This window comes from Pandoraea norimbergensis, assembly GCF_001465545.3.
GTDB lineage: Bacteria > Pseudomonadota > Gammaproteobacteria > Burkholderiales > Burkholderiaceae > Pandoraea > Pandoraea norimbergensis.
Genome location: NZ_CP013480.3, coordinates 2,800,990 through 2,820,328 on the forward strand (window position 1 = coordinate 2,800,990; position 19,339 = coordinate 2,820,328).

The window sequence follows — 19,339 nt, forward strand, 5'->3', positions numbered from 1 at the left end:
GCCAAACCATGGCGATTAGCGATTACCAATTGATCGAAGCGTGGAAAGAGGTGCTCACGCTCTCGAAGCTAGAGCGCGGCCAGACCGTCACGATTCTCACCAGCGCGTCGACGCATCCGCAAACGCTCCAGTGCGCATTGATCGCCACGCAGTCGATGGGCGCCATCGTCAACCGGCTCGATCTGCCGCCGGTCAATGGCGATAAGGCGTTTAGCCGCGACTCGCTTGCGTATCTCGGCACGACACCGCTGACCGGCAACCGAGCCGCAATTGCGGCGCTCAAGGAAAGCGACCTCGTGCTCGACCTGATGACGCTGTTGTTCTCGCCAGAACAACACGACATTCTCAAAAGCGGCACGAAAATCCTGCTGGCGGTCGAGCCGCCGGAAGTGCTGGCGCGCATGGTGCCGACGCTGGCCGACAAGGCGCGCGTACTGGCGGCGGCCGCCAAGCTGAGCGCCGCGCGCGAGATGCGGGTGACGTCGCCGGCCGGCACGTCGTTCATTTGCCCGATGGGTGAATTCGGTCCGACGGCGGAGTACGGTTTCGTCGATGAACCCGGGCGATGGGATCACTGGCCGAGCGGTTTTGCGTTGTCGTATCCGAACGATCACACCGCGCACGGCACCATCGTGATCGATCGCGGCGACATCCTTCTGCCGCAAAAGCGTTATGTCACGGAGCCGATCGTACTGACCATCGAGAAGGGTTACGCCACGCGCATCGAAGGCGGCGTTGATGCCGCGCTGCTGCGTGACTACATGGAGACGTTCCGCGACCCCGAGGGCTACGCCATCTCGCACATCGGCTGGGGGCTGCAACCGCGTGCGCGCTGGTCAACGCTGGGCCTGTACGACAGGGAGGCCACCATCGGCATGGACGCGCGTGCGTTCGAAGGCAACTTTCTGTTCTCGCTCGGCCCGAACAACGAAGGCGGCGGCAGTCGCACCACGACGTGTCACATCGACATTCCGCTGCGCAACTGCACCGTGTCGCTCGATGACGCCGTCATGGTGAAAGACGGTCGAGTGATCAACGATTGAATCCTGCGGCACCACGCCGCGCAGCGCATCCCGGGCTGTGACCCGGCCAGCATCTCATCGCGAGACAACCGACATGAGTGATACCCCGCAACACGCTGAAGCCCACGTTTATCAGCGGCAAGGCTTTGGCACGCCGCTGCCGGTGCACGGCAACATCGGCTTGCTGATCGTCGATCTGGTGGTCGGCTTTGCCGATCCGAAGACCTTTGGCGGCGGCAACATTCCCCAAGCCATCGCACGAACGGTCGATGCGCTGGCATTGGCGCGCCAGCACGGCTGGCCCGTGGCGCATAGCCGCATCGTCTACGCCGGCGACGGCAGCGACGACAACGTCTTTTCGCTCAAAGTGCCGGGCATGGCGACACTCACCGAAGATCACCCGAACAGCGCGATCGTGCCCGAGCTCACCCCGGCGCCGGGCGAATTGGTGGTTCGCAAGGTCGTGCCGTCGGCATTCTTTGGCACGCAACTCGCGCCATGGCTGTCGCAGCGCGCCGTGCAGACGCTGCTCGTGGCCGGGGCAGTCACCAGCGGCTGCGTGCGGGCCAGCGTCGTCGATGCGATGTCGTACGGTTTTCGCCCGCTCGTATTGTCCGACTGTGTGGGCGACCGCGCCATTGCGCCGCACGAGGCGAATCTGTTCGATATGCAGCAAAAATACGCGGCAGTGATGCCGCTGGCGGATGCGATCGACGAGATCGAGAAGCGCACCCGCTGACCGGAGAGCGGCGCGGCGGCATCGGCGTCACCGCCGCGCCGCCCGCCATGCCGAACCGAGGGCAGTGGATGCTGCGGTTGACGCGCCAATATTGTCCCCCTAGCGTGATGACTGGCACGGTGCGAGGGCACCTGCCGAACCACAGGAATCTCCGCTCGTGAACCGCTCTGAATTGCTGGCGCGCGACGGCTGCCTGACGGTAATCCGCCAGCCTGCCGTGCCAATCAAGCCTGCGCCCGGCCAGCCCGGCAGTCATTCGACCTTCGTGCCCGTCGTGCCCGAGGTCTTTGTCGCCGTGCTCGACGACGGCCGCATCCTTGCGTTCAACGGTCACGTCGACCTCGGTACCGGTATCCGCACATCGCTGGCGCAGATCGTTGCCGAGGAGCTTGACGTCGAGGCTGCACGGGTTCAGATGCAGTTGGGTCACACCGACGCCACGCCGAATCAGGGCCCGACCATCGCGAGCGCGACCATTCAGATCTCCGCGGTGCCGCTGCGCTGCGCCGCCGCTCAGGCGCGCCACGCGCTGATCGAACTGGCGAGCCGTCGCTTCGGCATTCCGGTGACGAATTTGCGCTGCGACGGCGGCCGGATCTTCGGCGAAAACGAAGCTGGCGTCGCTTGCAGCGCTTCGTTTGCAGAGTTAGTGAAAGGCGAGCGCGTTGCCCTCACGCTTGACCTGCACACGCCCGTCAAAGACCCCGCGACGTATCGGATCGTTGGCAAATCGTCGCGTCGCGTCGATCTGCCCGCCAAGGCGAGCGGCCAACTGACGTTCGTACACGACATGCGTGTGCCGGGCATGCTGCATGGCCGCGTGGTACGGCCGCCCTACAGCGGCATTGATACAGGGGCGTTCGTCGGCACGTCGCTACTATCGGTCGACGAGTCGTCCGTCGCGCATTTGCCGGGCGTGAAGGCTGTCGTCGTCATTGGTGACTTTGTTGGCGTAGTCGCGTTGCGTGAGGAGCAAGCCATCCGCGCAGCGCGCGAGCTACGCGTGACGTGGAAGCCATTGCCCGCGCTACCGTCGATGAATGACCCGGCGGCAGCAGTTGCCTCGGCACCGGCAAAACGCCGGGCGTTGCTGGAGGAGGGCGATGTCGATGCCGCGTTCGCACGCGACGACGTCGTGACGCTTGAGCGCACTTACGTCTGGCCCTATCAGATGCATGGTTCGATCGGGCCATCGTGCGCACTGGCAGACTATCGCGCCGCTGATGACGGGCGAATCACCGTCTGGTCCGGCACCCAGAATCCGGTGTCGTTACGTTACGACCTTGCGCAGCTGATTTCACGGGACGAGGCGGACATCGATATCGTTCGCATGGAGGCGGCAGGCTGCTATGGGCGCAATTGTGCCGACGATGTCTGTGGCGACGCCTTGCTGCTTTCGCGTGCGGTCGGTGCGCCCGTGCGCGTGCAACTGTCGCGTGCCGACGAGCATCTGTGGGAGCCGAAAGGCACGGGGCAGGTGGTCACGGTGCGTGGTGCTGCCACCCGTGCCGGTGAATTGCTCGCCTACGACTTTGTCTCGCGCTATCCGTCAAACGACGCCCCGATTCTCGCGGCACTGTTGACGGGGCAAGTCCCGCCGATTGGCGGCGTCTTCGAGATGGGCGACCGCACGGCGGTGTCGCCGTACGAGAGCCCGAGCCGGCGCTTTGCTTGCGACGACATGGCGCCGCTCGTGCGCGCATCATGGTTTCGGGGCGTCTCGGCACTCCCCAATTCGTTTGCGCATGACTCGTTTGCCGACGAAATGGCCGCCGCCACTGGCGTCGATCCTTTGCAGTTCAAGCTGGCTCACCTTAAAGACACGCGCGCCATCGAGTTGGTGACGGCGGTCGCCACACGCGCCGGTTGGACGCCGCGCTCGCAAGATTCGTCGCGCTGGGAAACCGAACAGCGCTACGTGCGCGGGCGTGGCGTGGCCTATGCACGCTACGTCCACAGCCGCTTCCCGGGCTTCGGTGCGGCATGGTCGGCGTGGATTGCGGATGTGCTGGTCGATCGTGTGACGGGGGAGGTTCGGGTCGAGCGAGTGACGGTCGGCCAAGACACCGGCACGATGATCAATCCGGATGGCGTGCGTCATCAACTGCACGGCAACGTCGTGCAGGTGCTCAGCCGCTCGCTCAAAGAGCGCGTTCGCTTCGTCGATGGGCGGGTGGCGAGTCGCGAGTGGGGCAGCTATCCGATTTTGACGTTTGCCGAACTGCCCGCGCTGGACGTCGTGCTCATGCCGCGTCAGGGGGAGCCGCCGATGGGTGCCGGAGAGTCGGCATCGGTGCCGGGGCCGGCAGCACTGGCCAACGCGATCTACGACGCGACGGGCGTGCGCATCGTCGTGCCGCCTTTCACACCTGAGACCGTGCGTGCCGCTTTGGCGCAGGCCGGGCGGTTGCTGCATTCACCACAACCGACGGCCACGTCAACGTAACCGCAGGGGCGCGCAGTGTGCGCGCCTCATTCTGCCGCGTCGGCATCCATCATCTTTCGCATGAGGAACACCAGCGCCACGCGCTCGGCCGGATTCAGCGCACCGTAAGTCCGCTCGGTCACTTCCTTGGCAAACGGCACGGTGTGATTGATCAGGGCCAGCCCTTGTTCGGTGGCGGTCACGAGCAGCTTGCGCCCATCGCTGGGGTCGGCCGTGACTTCGATGAGCTTTCGCGCCTTCAGCCGCTCGATCACGCCTCGAATGGTCGCCTGGTCGATCGCCGTCGTCTTGACGATGTCGTTGAGCGAGCACGATTGCTTTTCCTTGACCGTGCACAGCGCGACGAATTGCGCCGCCGTCAGATCCGAATCGGGGATGGCGTCCTGAAAGATGGCGACGTGGCGCTGATAGGCGCGCCGAAGCAGGTGGCCGATCTGATCGTGGAAGTCGTAAGAGTCTTTTCGCGACGTCATGAGGCGGTGCCCAGGTTGGAGTGGGTGAAGTGTACACCCTGTAAGCGTTGTCACTAAAGCGCTGTTATCAGGGCATTTGCGCTGCATCAAACGGGTGATGTCGCTGCAAATACGGCGCGCCTCATCCGAGTGCATGCCGTGCCGCGGGGCACCAAACACGGGATGGTGTGCACCGATGCGTGACGTTGATCGCAATTTATAACGTACACATTAATTTTCTGGTCAAAAAATACGCGATGATTCGGTGACGTTGCGTGCATTGAAGTGCATCAATATCACGACGAAACACCTTGAATTACAGGTATTTCATCATTGTGCAGCGCAGCTGAGTGCAAACCCCTAGGTGATGGCATGAACATTGCGTTGCAATGATTATTTGAGTGTCTACAATGTATTTGCGCGAACAAGACGCGCGCAAAATCCGACGAACCATTTGCATGTTTGACCCGGAGCTGAAGATGACGAATCTGTTCAAGCGCGCTTGCCTGACGTTGGGCGCCGCGGCCATGTTGCTGCCTGCGGCGCGCGCGGTTCACGCCGAGGAGATCTCGGTGACGCAGTGGGGCAACAGTCTGTACGGGTTGCCGTATGCCGTAGCGATGGACAAGGGATTGTTCAAGAAGTCCGGCATCGACATTACCGGCATCCTCAGCTCGGGTGGTGGCGGCACCACAGTGCGCAATATTCTCGCCAGCAAGACGCCTTACGGTGAAGTCGCGGTGTCGGCAGCCCTCGCGGCAGCGCGTCAGGGCATGGACGTCGTGATCGTCAACGTCGGCACACGCAGCGTGGCCGAAGCGTCGATGGTGACGATGCCCAATAGCGACGTGAAGTCGATTGACGATCTGGTCGGCAAAAAGGTGGCGATCACCTCGCCCAAAAGCGTATCGGAAATGCTCTTCCTGATGGCCCTGCGCGACAAGGGTATCGATCAGAGCAAGGTCACGCGCGTCGCTTCGGGCGGCTACGTCAACGGTATGACGATGCTGGAGCAGGGCGCCGTGTCGGGTGCCGTCGCCATCGAACCGCTGTCGATCGTGCGCAAGGACAAATATCGCGTGGTGTATCGCGCGGGCGATCTGCTGCATCCGATGACCACGTCGGTCGGTATCACGACGCGCGAATTCGCCAAATCGAATCCCGACACGTTGCGCGCGATCATCGCCGGCCGCCGCGCGGGCGTCGATGCGACGTATGCCGATCCGGCGGGCGCGGCGAAGATTCTCGAAACCAGCTTCAAGCTCACCCCGGCGGTCGCGAAAGAAGCCGTCGACAACATGGTGCGCTCACGGATGTGGAGCACGGGCGAGTTTGATCGCGCCGAGCTGGATCGCATGGTCGACGGCCTGAAGCTCGTCGGCGAAATCAAGGACAACGTCGACTGGTCGAAACTCGTCGACACCCGCTTTCTGCCTGCCGACCTGAAGACCAAGGGGACTCTATGAACCTGCCGTACGCGAATCCGATGCTGCACATCATCGAAGGGGGCGCCGCGCGCGTGCCTGTACCGGTCGAACAACCCGAACCGCACGCGGTACTTACCGGCGTGACCCGCTACTTCAGCAAACCCGGCGAACGCGAATTGTTCCATGCGCTGGGCCCCATCGATCTGACGTTGTTCAAGGGCGAGTTCTTTTCGGTGGTCGGCCCGTCCGGGTGCGGCAAATCGACGTTGCTCGATGCGCTCGCCGGGCTCGCCAAGCCCAGCAGCGGTACGGTGACGTTCGAGGGCATGCCGGTCAAGGGTGTTCCTGACGGTGTCGGCGTGGTGTTTCAGGAGGATGCGTCGTTTCCGTGGCTGACCGTGCGTGACAACATCTCGTTCGGCCTGCGCATGGCGGGCGTCGACGGGGCAGAGGTCAAGCGCCGCGTCGATTATGCGATGGGCTTCATGGGGCTGCGCGACTTCGCCAACGCTTATCCCGCGCAACTCTCGGGGGGCATGCGCCAGCGCGTTTGCATTGCGCGCACGCTGGTCATCCAGCCGCGCCTGATTCTGCTCGATGAGCCGTTTGGCGCACTGGACCAACAGACCCGCCTGCTGATGGGCGACGAGTTGCTGCGCCTGTGGCGTGAGACGTCGGCCACGGTCCTGCTGATTACGCACGCGCTCGATGAGGCAGCCATGTTGTCGGATCGCGTCGGCGTGATGTCGTCACGCCCCGGGTTGTTCATCGACATCGTCGAGACCGGCTGGGAGCGGGACCGCGACAGCACGGTGGTGTCCACGCCGCGCTTTGGCGAGATTACCGCACGCCTGTGGGAGAAGTTGCGCATCGAATCGCTCAAGGTCATGGGCGCAGACCGCGCGGCGCACTGATGGCCCGGCACCAGGAGTCATGATGAAACGAGTGATCAAGCGGGAAACCGCGTGGCGCAGCGGCGTGGTGATCGGCTTCGTGCTGCTCATCGAGTTCCTGTGCCGGGTGGGCACCATTCCCGCATCAGTGATGATTGCCCCCAGCGCGATGGCGACGCATGCGATCGAGATTCTGCGCGACGGACGCTTTATGCACGATATCGTGACGAGTTTCGTCAATATCGTGGCAGCATCGGTCGTGGCAGTCGTGCTCGGCTTCGTGCTGGGTCTGGCGATTCATGTGATGCCCGGCGTACGGCGCGCCGTCGAACCGATCATGGCGAGCTATTACGCAGTGCCGACGTTCATCTTCTACCCCGTGTTCATCGTCCTGTTCGGCGTCGGCTCGCTGCCGATCATCGCCATTGCCGTCATGCTGGCTGTCGTCACCATGATTACGGCCACGTTGACCGGGCTCGATCGCATTCCGCGCTCACTGTCGAAGACCGCGAGCGTGATGCGGCTCTCGCCCTGGCAGTCGGCGCTGCGGGTCAAGCTGCCGGCAGCGCTGCCTTATCTGTTCAGCGGCGTGAAATTGTCGGTGGCGTATGCGTTCATCGGTGTGATTGCGTCCGAGTTCATCCTGTCGGGGTCGGGCATCGGCTACGCCATCGGGTATGCCTACAACAACTTCGAGAACGACGACATGTACGCGCTGATGCTGATGGTGCTCGTCGCCGTCACGCTGATCAATCTGGTACTTAACCGCCTCGACACGCGCTTTCAGGCGCGGCGTCAGCGCTGAGCGGGTCACGGAGAATTCGCATGAAGAAGCTGATCGGACCGTTGGGCGTGGTGCTCGTTGTAGTGCTAGCGTGGGAGGCGTTGCATCTGGCCGTGGGCAGTGCGTCGCTGAGCTCGCCAGCGGCCACTGCCGTGGAGCTATGGCAGATGCTGGGTACGGCGTCGTTCTGGGATAACGTGGCCGAAACCGGGCGGGCGTTGATTTATGCCCTGATCATTGCCATCACCGGGGGGATTGCGCTGGGGGTGCTGCTGGGCATCAACCGCATGGCAGGCACCGTGGCCGAGCCGCTGCTGGTCAATCTGTACTCCTTGCCGAAAGTCACGCTGTATCCACTGGTGTTGCTGATTTTCGGGTTGGGACTGTCGGCCAAAGTGGCGTTTGGCGTGATGCACGGCCTGATCCCGATTCTCGTTTTCACGATGAACGCCATTCGCCAGATGAAGCCCGTCTATGTGCGCGCGGCTCGTACGATGGCCATGCCGTTTCCGCAGATCGTCTGGCATATCGTATTGCCAGCGATCTTTCCGGAGATCGTGGCGGGCATGCGGCTGGGCTTTTCGCTCACGCTGCTGGGGGTGCTGATCGGCGAGATGTTCGCCTCGCAAAAGGGCTTGGGCTATCTGCTGACCAATGCCATGAACCTCGGCGACATCGGTACGATCATGTCGGTTGCGCTGTTCCTCACTCTGTTCGCGCTGACGTGCAACGGCCTGCTGATGGCGGCTGATAAGCGTCTGAAGCATCGGTAATAGGGGGATCCGCGGGCTTGCCCCGCGGGTCACTCGCCGGACTTGCGGCGCAAGAAATTGCCAGCGGGGCGCTCGTCCTCGTTGATCGCAACGCGCTGACCGATTATCATCTCGATCCAGCGAAAGAGCGGACAGGACTCCTATCGACGTCCAGAGCCGCCGTGCCCATCGCGCTTCGCCACTTCCCCATGAACCGTGCATTTATCCCGTGCATGCGCTTCGCCTATTCGCCATTCGTGCTCGCGTCAGCGTGACAGAAAGGCGCATCCGATTGATTGCCCCTCATCCTCGCGGAATCGTGCATTGCCGAAATGGGCCGTGCTGCCCGCCGGTCGAGTATTGATCCCTACCGCATGCCATGCCCGTACCAATGAAGCACCGCGACGCACGACCGATCCATCTTTCGCGTCAACGCATGAAAACACCCCAACCTCTCGTCATGGCGCTACTGCTGGCCACGGTCTTTTCGTCGGTGGCGCAGGCACAATCCCCGTCTGCGGCCGATACCGCCCTCAGGCCCGACGCCGTGCACAGCGAAGGTCAACTGGCGCCTACGACCGTGAGTGCATCGGCGTTGAGCGATACCGACCCGGCGCCGGGTGGTCAGGTCGCCAGAGGCGGGCGTGTGGGCATGCTTGGCGACAAAAGTGCCATGGAAACACCGTTTTCGGTGACCAGCTACACGTCGGAGCGCATCGAGAACCAGCAGGCCGTTACGCTTGCCGAGGTGCTGAACGCCGTCCCATCGGTACGATTCACCGGACAAATCGGTGGCGTCACGGATTCCTTCTTCATTCGAGGCTTCCCGATCAATGAAGGCAATCTCTCTGAAGTTGCCTTCGACGGTGTCTACGGGGTGTCGCCGAATTACCACCTGTTCACCGAATACATCGAGCGTGTCGAAGTGCTGCGCGGTCCGGCAGCGTTGCTCTACGGTATGTCGCCGAATAGCGGCGTAGGCGGGGTGGTCAACATCGTTCCCAAACGCGCGCTCGCCAAAGACCTGACGCGAGTCACCGTCGACTACGCCACCAAAAGTCAGGCAGGTGTCGCCGTGGACGTCAGCCGACGATTCGGCGATGAACGGCAGTGGGGCATTCGCTTCAACGGCTTGCACCGTCAGGGCGACACGGCACTGGACAACCAGTCGTCGCGTGCCGAGGTCGGCGCTTTGTCCTTGGACTACCGGGGGACACGCCTGCGCGCATCCCTTGATGTGATAGAGCAATACCAATGGGTCGATGCCCCGACCCGGCCATTTCTCGTCGCCGCTGGCATCCCGGTGCCGTCGGCCCCGAGCGGCGCACGTAACGTGACGCAGAAATGGGGTTGGTGGAAGTCCAACGATCTCTCGACGCTTGGGCACGTCGAGTACGACCTGTCCGACAACGTGACGGTCTTCGCCGACGCAGGCACCGCAAAATCCGACGTTTCGCGGCTATCGGATCAAACACCGACGATTCTGGACGGCTTCGGCAACACATCGGCTGTCCCGCAGAACTGGAAATTTCAGGTCAATCGCACCACGCTCGACACCGGGGTCAGGGCGAACTTCCATACCGGTGGCGTCTCGCACGCCGTGACCGCCCAAGCGAACTACTACACCGATCGTGTCGCCTCCGGCGCCAATTCCGGCACGGCGGTGCTGTCGAATATCTATTCGCCCATCGATCGGCCGGAGCAATTCATCGGCGCCCCAACGCGCGTCCCGCTGGCGTCTACGTCGACGCTCTCGGGCATCGCCTTGGCCGATACGATCGGCATGTTCGCCGACCGGCTGCAACTCACGCTCGGCCTGCGCGGACAACAGGTCAGGTCGAACAATTACAACGCCGTCACCGGTGCCGTTTCGACGGCTTATGACAAAAACGCCGTCACGCCGTTGGCCGGTGTGGTGTTCAAGGCAACGCAGGATATTTCGCTGTACGCCAATTACATCGAAGGGCTGAGCAGGGGCGACGTGGCCCCGACAACCGCGAGCAATGCGGGTGAAGTGTTCGCGCCCTACAAGACGCGACAAAAGGAAGTCGGCGTCAAGGTCGCCATGGGGGGCGTCATCGCGACGCTCGCGGCGTTCGAGATTACCAAGCCGAGCGGTTCGCTTAGCGGCACCGTGTACAGCGTGAACAGTGAGCAGCGCAATCGCGGGCTGGAACTCACGATGGCCGGTGAGCCTTATGCGGGCGTGCGGCTGATCGGTGGCCTGACTTGGCTGAATGCGCAGTTGACCAAGACGCCGAATGCCGCGACGCAGGGTAAGCGTCCTGTCGGCGTGCCGCAGCTCATGGCAAATGCCGGCGCGGAATGGGACGTGCGATGGGTGCCGGGCCTTACGCTGACCGGCGCAGTAACCTACACCGCAGACGAGAACGTCAACCAGGCCAACACGCAGTCGGTGCCCTCATGGACGACGGTGGATCTGGGCGTTCGATACAAGACAAAGCTGGTCGGGAAAAGCACGACGTTCCGGGTGGGCGTGAACAATGTATTCGACCGGCACTACTGGTCGGGCGTGGCTTCCTACGGGACGATCTCGCTGGGGGCGCCGCGCACGCTTTACGCCTCGGCCGCCGTCGATTTCTGATCGTCTGATCTGGGCGCGGGCTGCCTCAGCCCGTCGCCACGCCCCAGATGCGTTTGCGGTTCAACAGCAGGGGGATCGCGCCGATGGCGATACCGCCCATCCCGACGATATTCGTCACCCAGTCGAAGGTCGGGATGCTGTAGAGCGCGATAAAGAACAGAAAGGCGCCGCTCGCCACCGGCCAGATCACGTGGGTCACCGCAACCCAAGGCCCTTGGGTCAGCACCTTTCGGTAGTACCAGCCACAGGCGAACCCGGTCAGCCCGAGATAGAAGCAAATCTGGAAGCCGATGGCCGTAATCGAGTCTTGCAGGATCACATTGATGGTCGGTAGGTAAGACGACATCAACAGCAGTACGAGTCCGGTGATCCAGATGAAGAAGATGGCGATGTGGGGCGTTCGCCAGCGGGGATGCAGGCGCGCATAACGGTGGTGGAGGGCGCCGTCGCGGCTTTTGGCGAACAGCGTGCGCGTGAACTGCAACATCTGCGTCTCGACCGTGCCCACCGTGCTCAGCAACACCGCGATGATCGCGACGTAACCCCACGTCGGCCCGAGCAGCTTCTCGGCAATGGCGAAAATGATGTTCGTGTTGTAGTGCTGGATCTCGGCGTCCGACAGCCCGAGCAGCGCGATGACAATGAAGACGAGGAAAAACACCATCAGGAACACCATCGACCAGAACGCCGCCCGGCCCGGGGTACGGTTCGCGTCGCGCGTCTCTTCGCTGAGGTTCATGGTCACGTCCCAGCCATAAAAGAAGAAGATCGCCACCAGCGCGCCACTGGCGAACGTCTTGGGCGTGAACGCCAAGGGCCAGAACCAGCCCCATGAGAACGCATGCTGCTGCGCATGCGAGAACACAAAGAAGCTCGCGACGATGATCACGAGCAGGATGATGCCCTCGACGACCGTCATGAGCACCTGCACATAACTGGTGAGCTTGATGCCCTTGACCACCACCGCACTGACGAAGGTCAGCCACGCGGCCGCGATCAGCGTCACGTAGTGCACGTTATTCATCATGGGGCGATTGAAGATCAGCAGCGTGGCATTGGCCGCCGGAATCATGGCGGAGACCATGAACACGCAGCACAGCACCAGCAGCGCCCACCCGGCAAAGAAGCCAAGGCCGCGGCCGAAAACCATGCTGACCCACGAATAGGACGTACCGGCGCTCGCCAGCGCGCGGTTCATGTTGATGAACGCGTAGGCAATGCCGAACATGATGAGCCCGCACACCAGAATGCTGGCCGGCGAGAGGGTGCCGGCCGTCCCGATGATCGTGGACGTCGTGATTTCGATGCTGTAGGCGGGCGCGGTGCCCGCGATACCCATGATCACGGATTCGACGATACCCAGCGAGTCGGCGTTGAGCTTGGCGGGTGAGTCCATGGGCACGCAACTCGCGGTTGTCGTCGATGGGTCGACTTTTACTCCGAGCCGGACCAACAGACAAGTCAGATTGTCCCGCGAATCTGTCAATTCCACACAATTTCAATCAGAAAGAAATTTCACAGAAATTCACCGAATAATTTCACATAGGTGAAATCTCTAATATCGACGCGGAATTCGGCTGCCCAGAATGCAGGCTCAGATCACTGCAACGCCTCGCCCTGGAAGGTCGCATATGGATACCACCGAAATCGGCTGTTTCACTACCCGGCAGCCCCGCAAGGGAAACCGGACCCGCGATGTGATCGCGGCGAACTTTGGCACGTTCTTCGAGTGGTTCGATTTGCTGGTGTACGCGATGTTCGCGATCACCATCTCGAAACTGTTCTTCCCGCAGGGCGATCCGCAATCGGCGCTGCTGTTCAGCCTGATGACGTTCGCAAGCTCGTTCCTGATCCGGCCGGTCGGGGCGGTGGTGTTGGGCATGATGGCCGACAAGGTCGGCCGGCGCGCCACCTTGAGCTTCGCGGCCATGCTGATGTTGGCCGGCACGGTGCTGATCGCCGTATCGCCGACCTATGACACGATCGGCGTCTGGGCGCCGGTGATTCTCGTCACGGGGCGTTTGCTGCAAGGCTTCTCGGTGGGCGGGGAGTTCGGTACCGCCAACTCGTATCTGACGGAGCAGAGCGCTTCGCGCAAGGCATTTTTCGCCAGCCTCCAATTCTCGGCATCGGGCCTCGCCGTGCTGGCCGCGTCGCTGTTCGCGTACTTCCTGAACCACTTCCTCACGACGGACCAGATCAATTCGTGGGGCTGGCGTCTGCCGTTCTTGTTCGGCTGCCTGATCGGGCCGGTCGGCCTGTACATCCGCTCGAAGATCGAAGAAACGGCCGACTTCGAACAGGTCAAGCGCACGGGTGCCACGGTGCAGAACCCGCTGGCCGAGACGTTCCGGTCGCACAAGCGCTTCGTGCTGATTGGCGCCGTGGTCGCAGCCGCCGGCGTGGTGGCCAGCTTCCTGAACCTCTACATGCCGACGTTCGCAATCAACAATCTGGGGCTGACCAAAGACGACGCCTTCATCGCCTCGATTTGCAGCGGTGTGGTCTGTACGTTCGTGCCGATGTTCGGTGGTATCGCCGCCGACCGGTTGGGCACAGTGAAGGTGATGCGCACGGCGTTGATTCTCGGCGTGATTCTGGTGTTCCCGCTGTTCCAGATGCTGACGCGCTCGCCGTCACTGCTGACGCTGGCCGTCTTCCAGTGCACGCTGTCGTTCGTGTTCTACAGCTTCTACTACGCGCCGATCGGTTCGCTGCTCTCGCAATTGTTCCCGACGTCGTGCCGCACGACCGGGGTGTCGATCGCCTACGTGGTCGCGCAGACGTTCTTCGGCGGCATTACGCCGCTGGTGGTCGGCTTCATGGTCAAAGCGACGGGCAGTGTGATGGCCCCGGCGTACTACATCGTGATTATTGCCGTGTTCGCGCTGATGGGGCTGTACGCCAGCCGCAAGCATGTGACGTGATGGCGCGAAGTGAGAGCCAGAGTGAGAGCCAGCGAGACCCGGCGAGGTCTCGCAACGCCTCATACCGCCCAGACTAGCTAACGTTTCAGCCCGGCCGCCCCTCAGGGGTTGCCGGGTTTTTGGCTTTGGTGAGGCCACAGCAGATCAACGGGTACTGGTGCGCCGATCGTATGCAGTTTCTGCAACAGCAACGCTTATTGATGCCATTGTCTGCACGGCAGTGCTGCGCCAAGATGGTTTCACGTGCTGCCCCCTGATGCCCCGCACCGCACGAGGGCAAGCCCTTTGGAGTTCACGATGAATATTCGACAACTAGAAGCCTTCCGCGCCACCGTCATGGCCGGCACCGTCAATGGGGCGGCGGAAATGCTCGGGACGTCGCAATCGACCGTCAGCCGGCTGATCGGCCACCTTGAGCGTTCGCTCGCGCTGCCGTTGTTCGATCGGGCCAATGGCCGTCTCGCCGTCACGCCCGAGGGCCAGTTGATCTTCGAGCAAGCCGAGCACGCTTACCGGTCGTACGAGCGCATTCGGGAGTTGGCTGGCGATGTCAGGCAAAACCGCGTCGGCCACATCGCCATCGCGTGCATGCCGGCGTTGGGTCTGAGCTTTCTGCCGGGCGTCATCAAGGCGTTCTGCGAGAAGTACCCGGGCGTGACGATCTCGCTGGAGATCCAGTCGTCGACGCGTGTGGAGGACTGGATTGCCGCGCAGCAGACGGATTTCGGTCTGGCCGAGCTGCCGTTCTCACGCGCCGACGTCGCCGTCGACGAGTTCTGCCGGGTGCCTTACTACGCCATTCTGCCGCCGGGCCACGCGCTGGCGGCCAAGCGTGAGTTGCAGCCGCGCGATGTCGACGGCTTGCCGTTCATCTCGATGACCAGCGTCTGTCAGGTGCGCCATCACGTCGACCAGTTTTTCGACGCGCATGGCGTTCGCCGCGTGACGTCGCTGGAGACGTCCTATCTGCAAGCGGTCAGCGAATTCGTCCATCTGGGCATGGGTGTTGCGTTGGCCGATCCGTTCACAGTACATGCCAATCTCGATCGGGTCGTGGCAAGACCGATGCGTCCAAGTCTCGATTTCGGCGTGGGCCTGCTGTATCCGCGGCACCGGCCACTACCGAAGGTTTGCCGCACCTTCATTGCGTTCATGCGCGACTACCGCGACCGGTGTTTCGCCGAGGTTGCGGCGCGCTGCGGTGTTTAGCGTGCTACCAGTCAATCCATCACCCCCATCCGTCAGCTTTTGAAAAGAGACCGCCCCCATGACGACTGATCGCAAAATAAAACTCGGCTTGTCGATGCGCTACCTCGGCTACCACGTAGCCGCGTGGCGCCACCCAGACGTACCGGCCGCGGGCGCGCTCGACTACCGTTACTTTCTGGCGAATGCGCAGAAAGCCGAAGCCGCCAAGTTCGACATGATCTTCTTCGCCGACGGGCTGGGCATCCGGGCGCAGGACAATCCGCGCGGCGCACTGGCCCGGGACATGCGCAACGCCGAGCTGGAGCCGCTCACGCTCTTGGCTGCGATTGCCGCGCACACGTCCAATATCGGTCTGGTTGCGACCGCCTCGACAACTTACAACGAGCCGTTTCACGTGGCCCGCAAATACGCGTCGATCGACCACATCAGCGGCGGGCGTGCCGGCTGGAACGTGGTGACGTCGTGGTCGAACGAGGAGGCACGCAACTTCGGCCGTGACGAGCATTTGGGCTACGAGGAGCGCTACGAGCGTGCCGACGAGTTCGTCGAAGTCGTCAAATCGCTGTGGCAAAGCTGGGAAGACGATGCGTTTGTCCGAGACAAGGCGAGCGGCGTGTTCTACGACGAAGACAAGCTGCATGTGCCGAACCACGCGGGGAAACACTTTCAGGTCCGTGGCCCGCTGAATTCCGCGCGAACGCCGCAGGGGCGGCCGCTCATCGTACAGGCGGGCGCCTCGGAAGCCGGGCGGGCGCTGGCAGCGCGCGAAGCCGATGTGGTCTACAGCAATTCGCACAACCTCGCGCACGCACAGGCGTACTACCGGGATCTGAAGGGGCGACTTGCCGCCCATGGCCGCGCGCCGGACGATCTGCTGATCATGCCGGGACTGACGCCATTCGTCGGTCGAACCCGGCAGGAAGCACAGGACAAGTTCGACCAGTTGCAGGCACTCATCGACCCGATCAGCGGGCTGGCCAGCCTGTATGACGCGCTGGGCGATTTGTCGGGCTATCCCGTGGATGGACCGGTGCCGCAGGTCGAACCCAGCCGCAACATCCGCAGCATTGCCGACAACCTGCTCGCGATGGCGCGCGACGAGCACCTGACGATCCGTCAGTTGTATCAACGCGTGGCCGCGACTTACACCGTGCGAATGGTGATCGGCACCCCGGCGGATGTCGTCGATCAGATGGAGGAATGGTTCAGCAACGAGGCCGCCGACGGTTTCAATATCTGCCCGGCCACACTGCCGCACGGTATCGACGACATGGCCGAGCTGGTCGTGCCTGAGTTGCGTCGCCGGGGACTGTTCCGCAGCGAGTACGAAGGCACAACGCTACGCGGCAACCTCGGGCTGAAGCCGCTGACGCACCGGCAAGGCTGAACGACATCATGACTTCCACCGTCCAGATCCCAGATTTTCAGCAGGCAATGGCGTCGTTCCCCGGCGGCATCACGGCCGTGACGACGCGTAGCGCCGATGGCCCCATCGGCATCATCGCCACCGCCGTATGCAGCCTTTCGGCCGAGCCGCCGTCGATTCTCGTCTGCGTCCACAAACGTGCGTCGGTGCACGACGTCATTCTCGAGGCCGGGCGTTTTGCGGTGAATCTGCTATCGACTGGCCATCGCGAGCTCGTCGCGCGCTTTCAGCAAGAACGTGGGGCAGCGCGCTTCGAGGCCGACCTATGGACGCAACTCGAGACGGGGGCGCCGATTCTCGCCAACGCTGCGGTGGCGCTCGACTGCACGCTGCTCAATACACACGACGGCTACTCCCACACGATCATCGTCGGCGCGGTCGCGGCCACCCGTGTCGGCACGACGCCGGACGCCAGTTGCCTGCTCTGGCACGACAGAACTTATGCGCAAAGCAAACCGCTGACAGTGTGAGGTGACAAATAACGACAGAGGGGTGGGGGGATCCGGATTGACGCCATATCGAAATCACTCTAATCTTTTTGAAGTGTGATTGAAATTCGTCGGACGTACGTTTCACACGTCCTCGTTTGCGTCTCTCTGGTGTTCCCGATCCCTTTTTGCCATGTCATCGAAGCCGAAAGCCGTCACCGCCGCACCGCTGTCCGCGTTCTCCGAGTCTGACCCCGAGGCGTCCGGCCGTGTTGCCGACGAACTGGACCCCGAGGTGCAGGCCAGCGATATGGAGTTGGGTATGCGTTTGCGTGCGATGCGCACCGAGCGCAAGTTCACGCTCAAGGACCTTGCGGCACGCGCCAACATGTCGATCGGCATGCTGAGCCAGATCGAACGTGGCGTGAGTTCCCCGTCGATGCGCTCGCTGCGTCAGCTCTGTCATGCGCTGGGCGTGGATGGGGCGGCGCTGTTCACGTCGATGCCCGCTGTGGCAGAGGACGCGCCGAGCACCACCACCGAGCCAAGCGAGTTCGTCGTCTGGGCGAGCCAGCGCAAACCGCTGCGACTTGCCGGATCGGGCGTCACAAAGTCACGCATCACGCCGCTCAATTGCGCGTCGCTCGAAGCTTTCATGATGGAGCTCGAACCCGGCGCAGCGTCCGATTCGAACCTGTTGGTGCAAAGCGGCGACAAGGTGGGCTACGTGCTCTCCGGCAAGTTGCGCGTCTTCATCGACGACACCACGCTGGTCCTCGGCCCCGGCGACACCTACGGCTTCACTGGTAACCGCCCGTATCGCTGGGAGAACGCGTGGGACGAACCCACGGTGTTCATGGTCGTGAACAGCAACCACTTCTACGTCTGAGCGCAGTAGCAGTGCAGAAGCTGCGCGAACTCCCGGATTCTTTCTCCTATTGTCGGCAGGTAATTTATGGCTAGCGTTCTCCCCAAACAGGTCGATGTCGCGATCATCGGGGCAGGCATCATCGGAATGAGTACCGCGTGGGCGTTGGCCAAAGCAGGCTTGCGCGTGGCGGTGTTCGAGAAGGGCGTCATCGCGGGCGAGCAGTCGTCGCGCAACTGGGGCTGGATTCGTACCGTCGGCCGCGACCATAAGGAACTGCCGCTGGCGATGCAGGCGATTGGTCTGTGGAAGGAGATTCAGGCGCAGCATGACGTGGGCTACCGCCAGACCGGCGTGGCCTATTTAGCGGAATCGCAGGACGATCTGGATGGCTATCGCAAGTGGCTCGACAAGGCGTTGCCGCTGGGCGTGCCCGCCGAATTACTGAACCGCGACCAGTTGCCCGACTTGTTCAAGTCGCGCTCGGCGCGTCACTGGATTGGCGCGCTGCACTGCGCGTCGGATGGTGTGGCTGAGCCCGAACGCGCGACGCAAGCGATTGCCAAGCTGGCGATCGCGGCCGGTGCGCAGGTGTTCGAACAGACCGCCGTGCGCGGTCTCGATCGAGAAGGCGGACGCACGAGCGGCATCGTCACCGAGCAGGGGCGCGTCGCGGCAGATGCCGTGGTGCTGGCCGGTGGCGCGTGGTCGCGTCTGTTCTGTGGCAATACGGGGGTGAGCTTCCCGCAGTTGAAGGTGCACGCATCGGTGCTTCGCACGACGCCGGTGGACGCCGGGCTCGATCTCGCGATCAACGGCAAGGATTTCACGTGCCGCAAGCGCGCGGACGGTGGCTATTCGGTGTCGCAATTGGGCGCGTCGGTCGCTGACCTCACGCCGGACAGCATTCGTCTGTGCCGCCAGTTTTTCCCGGCATGGCTCTCGGAAAAGAAGTATCTGAAGCTGCGCGTCGGCAAACGCTTTCTCGACGAATTGATGATGCCGACCCGCTTTGGGTCGGATGCCGCGACGCCGTTCGAAGCGCATCGCACGCTTGATCCGGCCCCCGGTATGAAGTCGATTGGCGTCGCGCTCGACAAGCTTAAACAGGCCTTCCCGGAATTCCAGCCCGCGCAGGTCGCGCACGCTTGGGCCGGTTTCATCGACGTGACGCCCGACGCCATCCCGGTGATCTCGGGCGTCGACAGCGTGCCCGGCTTTTATCTGGCATCCGGCTTTTCGGGCCACGGCTTCGGTATCGGGCCTGCCGCCGGTGCACTGATGGCCGATCTCGTGCAGGGCAAGACGCCGTTGGTCGATCCGCATCCCTTCCGCCTGTCGAAGTACGACAGGCATTGATT

At 62.6% G+C, this 19,339-nt stretch carries 16 protein-coding genes; 14 read left to right on the top strand and 2 right to left on the bottom strand.

What is annotated here, in order from left to right:
* The first annotated feature begins 8 nt into the window (after positions 1–8).
* The 3 genes from AT302_RS12295 to AT302_RS12305 all read left to right on the top strand — a co-directional run bounded on the left by AT302_RS12295 (position 9) and on the right by AT302_RS12305 (position 4,207).
* Positions 9–1,043: a M29 family metallopeptidase gene (locus AT302_RS12295; RefSeq protein ID WP_058378692.1), complete on the top strand. Its 1,035-nt coding sequence runs from the start codon at positions 9–11 to the stop codon at positions 1,041–1,043.
* A 73-nt stretch (positions 1,044–1,116) separates the two neighbouring features.
* Positions 1,117–1,761, top strand: coding sequence for an isochorismatase family protein (locus AT302_RS12300; RefSeq protein ID WP_058378693.1), 645 nt, complete (start codon positions 1,117–1,119; stop codon positions 1,759–1,761).
* Between the two features lie 157 nt (positions 1,762–1,918).
* Complete coding sequence (locus AT302_RS12305; RefSeq protein ID WP_058378694.1) at positions 1,919–4,207, top strand: xanthine dehydrogenase family protein molybdopterin-binding subunit; 2,289 nt, start codon at positions 1,919–1,921, stop codon at positions 4,205–4,207.
* Positions 4,208–4,233: 26 nt separating this feature from the next.
* On the opposite strand, the gene AT302_RS12310 is transcribed toward AT302_RS12305, so the two are convergent.
* Positions 4,234–4,680, bottom strand: a complete 447-nt coding sequence (locus AT302_RS12310) for a MarR family winged helix-turn-helix transcriptional regulator (RefSeq protein ID WP_058378695.1) — start codon at positions 4,678–4,680, stop codon at positions 4,234–4,236.
* Between the two features lie 458 nt (positions 4,681–5,138).
* Here AT302_RS12310 and AT302_RS12315 point away from each other — a divergent pair, with 458 nt between their 5' ends.
* The 5 genes from AT302_RS12315 (at position 5,139) to AT302_RS12335 (ending at position 11,120) form a co-directional block, all read left to right on the top strand.
* Positions 5,139–6,125: an ABC transporter substrate-binding protein gene (locus AT302_RS12315; RefSeq protein ID WP_058380295.1), complete on the top strand. Its 987-nt coding sequence runs from the start codon at positions 5,139–5,141 to the stop codon at positions 6,123–6,125.
* The gene (locus AT302_RS12320; protein WP_237172140.1) at positions 6,122–7,000 is read left to right on the top strand and encodes an ABC transporter ATP-binding protein; all 879 of its coding nucleotides are present in this window, start codon (positions 6,122–6,124) and stop codon (positions 6,998–7,000) included. The genes AT302_RS12315 and AT302_RS12320 overlap by 4 nt, the downstream gene beginning before the upstream one ends.
* A 19-nt stretch (positions 7,001–7,019) precedes the next feature.
* Entirely contained in the window at positions 7,020–7,784 is a 765-nt protein-coding gene (locus AT302_RS12325) for an ABC transporter permease (protein ID WP_084656189.1), read from the top strand.
* A gap of 20 nt (positions 7,785–7,804) precedes the next feature.
* Complete coding sequence (locus AT302_RS12330) at positions 7,805–8,536, top strand: ABC transporter permease (RefSeq protein WP_058378697.1); 732 nt, start codon at positions 7,805–7,807, stop codon at positions 8,534–8,536.
* A gap of 415 nt (positions 8,537–8,951) precedes the next feature.
* A complete protein-coding gene (locus tag AT302_RS12335; RefSeq protein WP_237172141.1) occupies positions 8,952–11,120 on the top strand; it encodes a TonB-dependent receptor in 2,169 nt (722 codons plus the stop codon).
* A gap of 25 nt (positions 11,121–11,145) precedes the next feature.
* On the opposite strand, the gene AT302_RS12340 is transcribed toward AT302_RS12335, so the two are convergent.
* Positions 11,146–12,516, bottom strand: coding sequence for an APC family permease (locus AT302_RS12340; protein WP_058378699.1), 1,371 nt, complete (start codon positions 12,514–12,516; stop codon positions 11,146–11,148).
* 235 nt (positions 12,517–12,751) lie between these two features.
* Between AT302_RS12340 and AT302_RS12345 the strand changes: the two genes are divergently transcribed.
* The 6 genes from AT302_RS12345 (at position 12,752) to AT302_RS12370 (ending at position 19,337) form a co-directional block, all read left to right on the top strand.
* Positions 12,752–14,047, top strand: coding sequence for an MFS transporter (locus AT302_RS12345; RefSeq protein ID WP_058378700.1), 1,296 nt, complete (start codon positions 12,752–12,754; stop codon positions 14,045–14,047).
* Between the two features lie 297 nt (positions 14,048–14,344).
* Entirely contained in the window at positions 14,345–15,256 is a 912-nt protein-coding gene (locus AT302_RS12350; protein ID WP_058378701.1) for a LysR substrate-binding domain-containing protein, read from the top strand.
* 58 nt (positions 15,257–15,314) lie between these two features.
* On the top strand, positions 15,315–16,643 hold the full coding sequence (locus AT302_RS12355; RefSeq protein ID WP_058378702.1) for an LLM class flavin-dependent oxidoreductase: 1,329 nt from the start codon (positions 15,315–15,317) through the stop codon (positions 16,641–16,643).
* Between the two features lie 8 nt (positions 16,644–16,651).
* Complete coding sequence (locus AT302_RS12360; protein WP_058378703.1) at positions 16,652–17,152, top strand: flavin reductase family protein; 501 nt, start codon at positions 16,652–16,654, stop codon at positions 17,150–17,152.
* A gap of 151 nt (positions 17,153–17,303) precedes the next feature.
* Positions 17,304–17,999: a helix-turn-helix domain-containing protein gene (locus AT302_RS12365; RefSeq protein ID WP_058378704.1), complete on the top strand. Its 696-nt coding sequence runs from the start codon at positions 17,304–17,306 to the stop codon at positions 17,997–17,999.
* A 66-nt stretch (positions 18,000–18,065) separates the two neighbouring features.
* Positions 18,066–19,337: an NAD(P)/FAD-dependent oxidoreductase gene (locus tag AT302_RS12370; protein WP_058378705.1), complete on the top strand. Its 1,272-nt coding sequence runs from the start codon at positions 18,066–18,068 to the stop codon at positions 19,335–19,337.
* Positions 19,338–19,339: the final 2 nt, after the last annotated feature.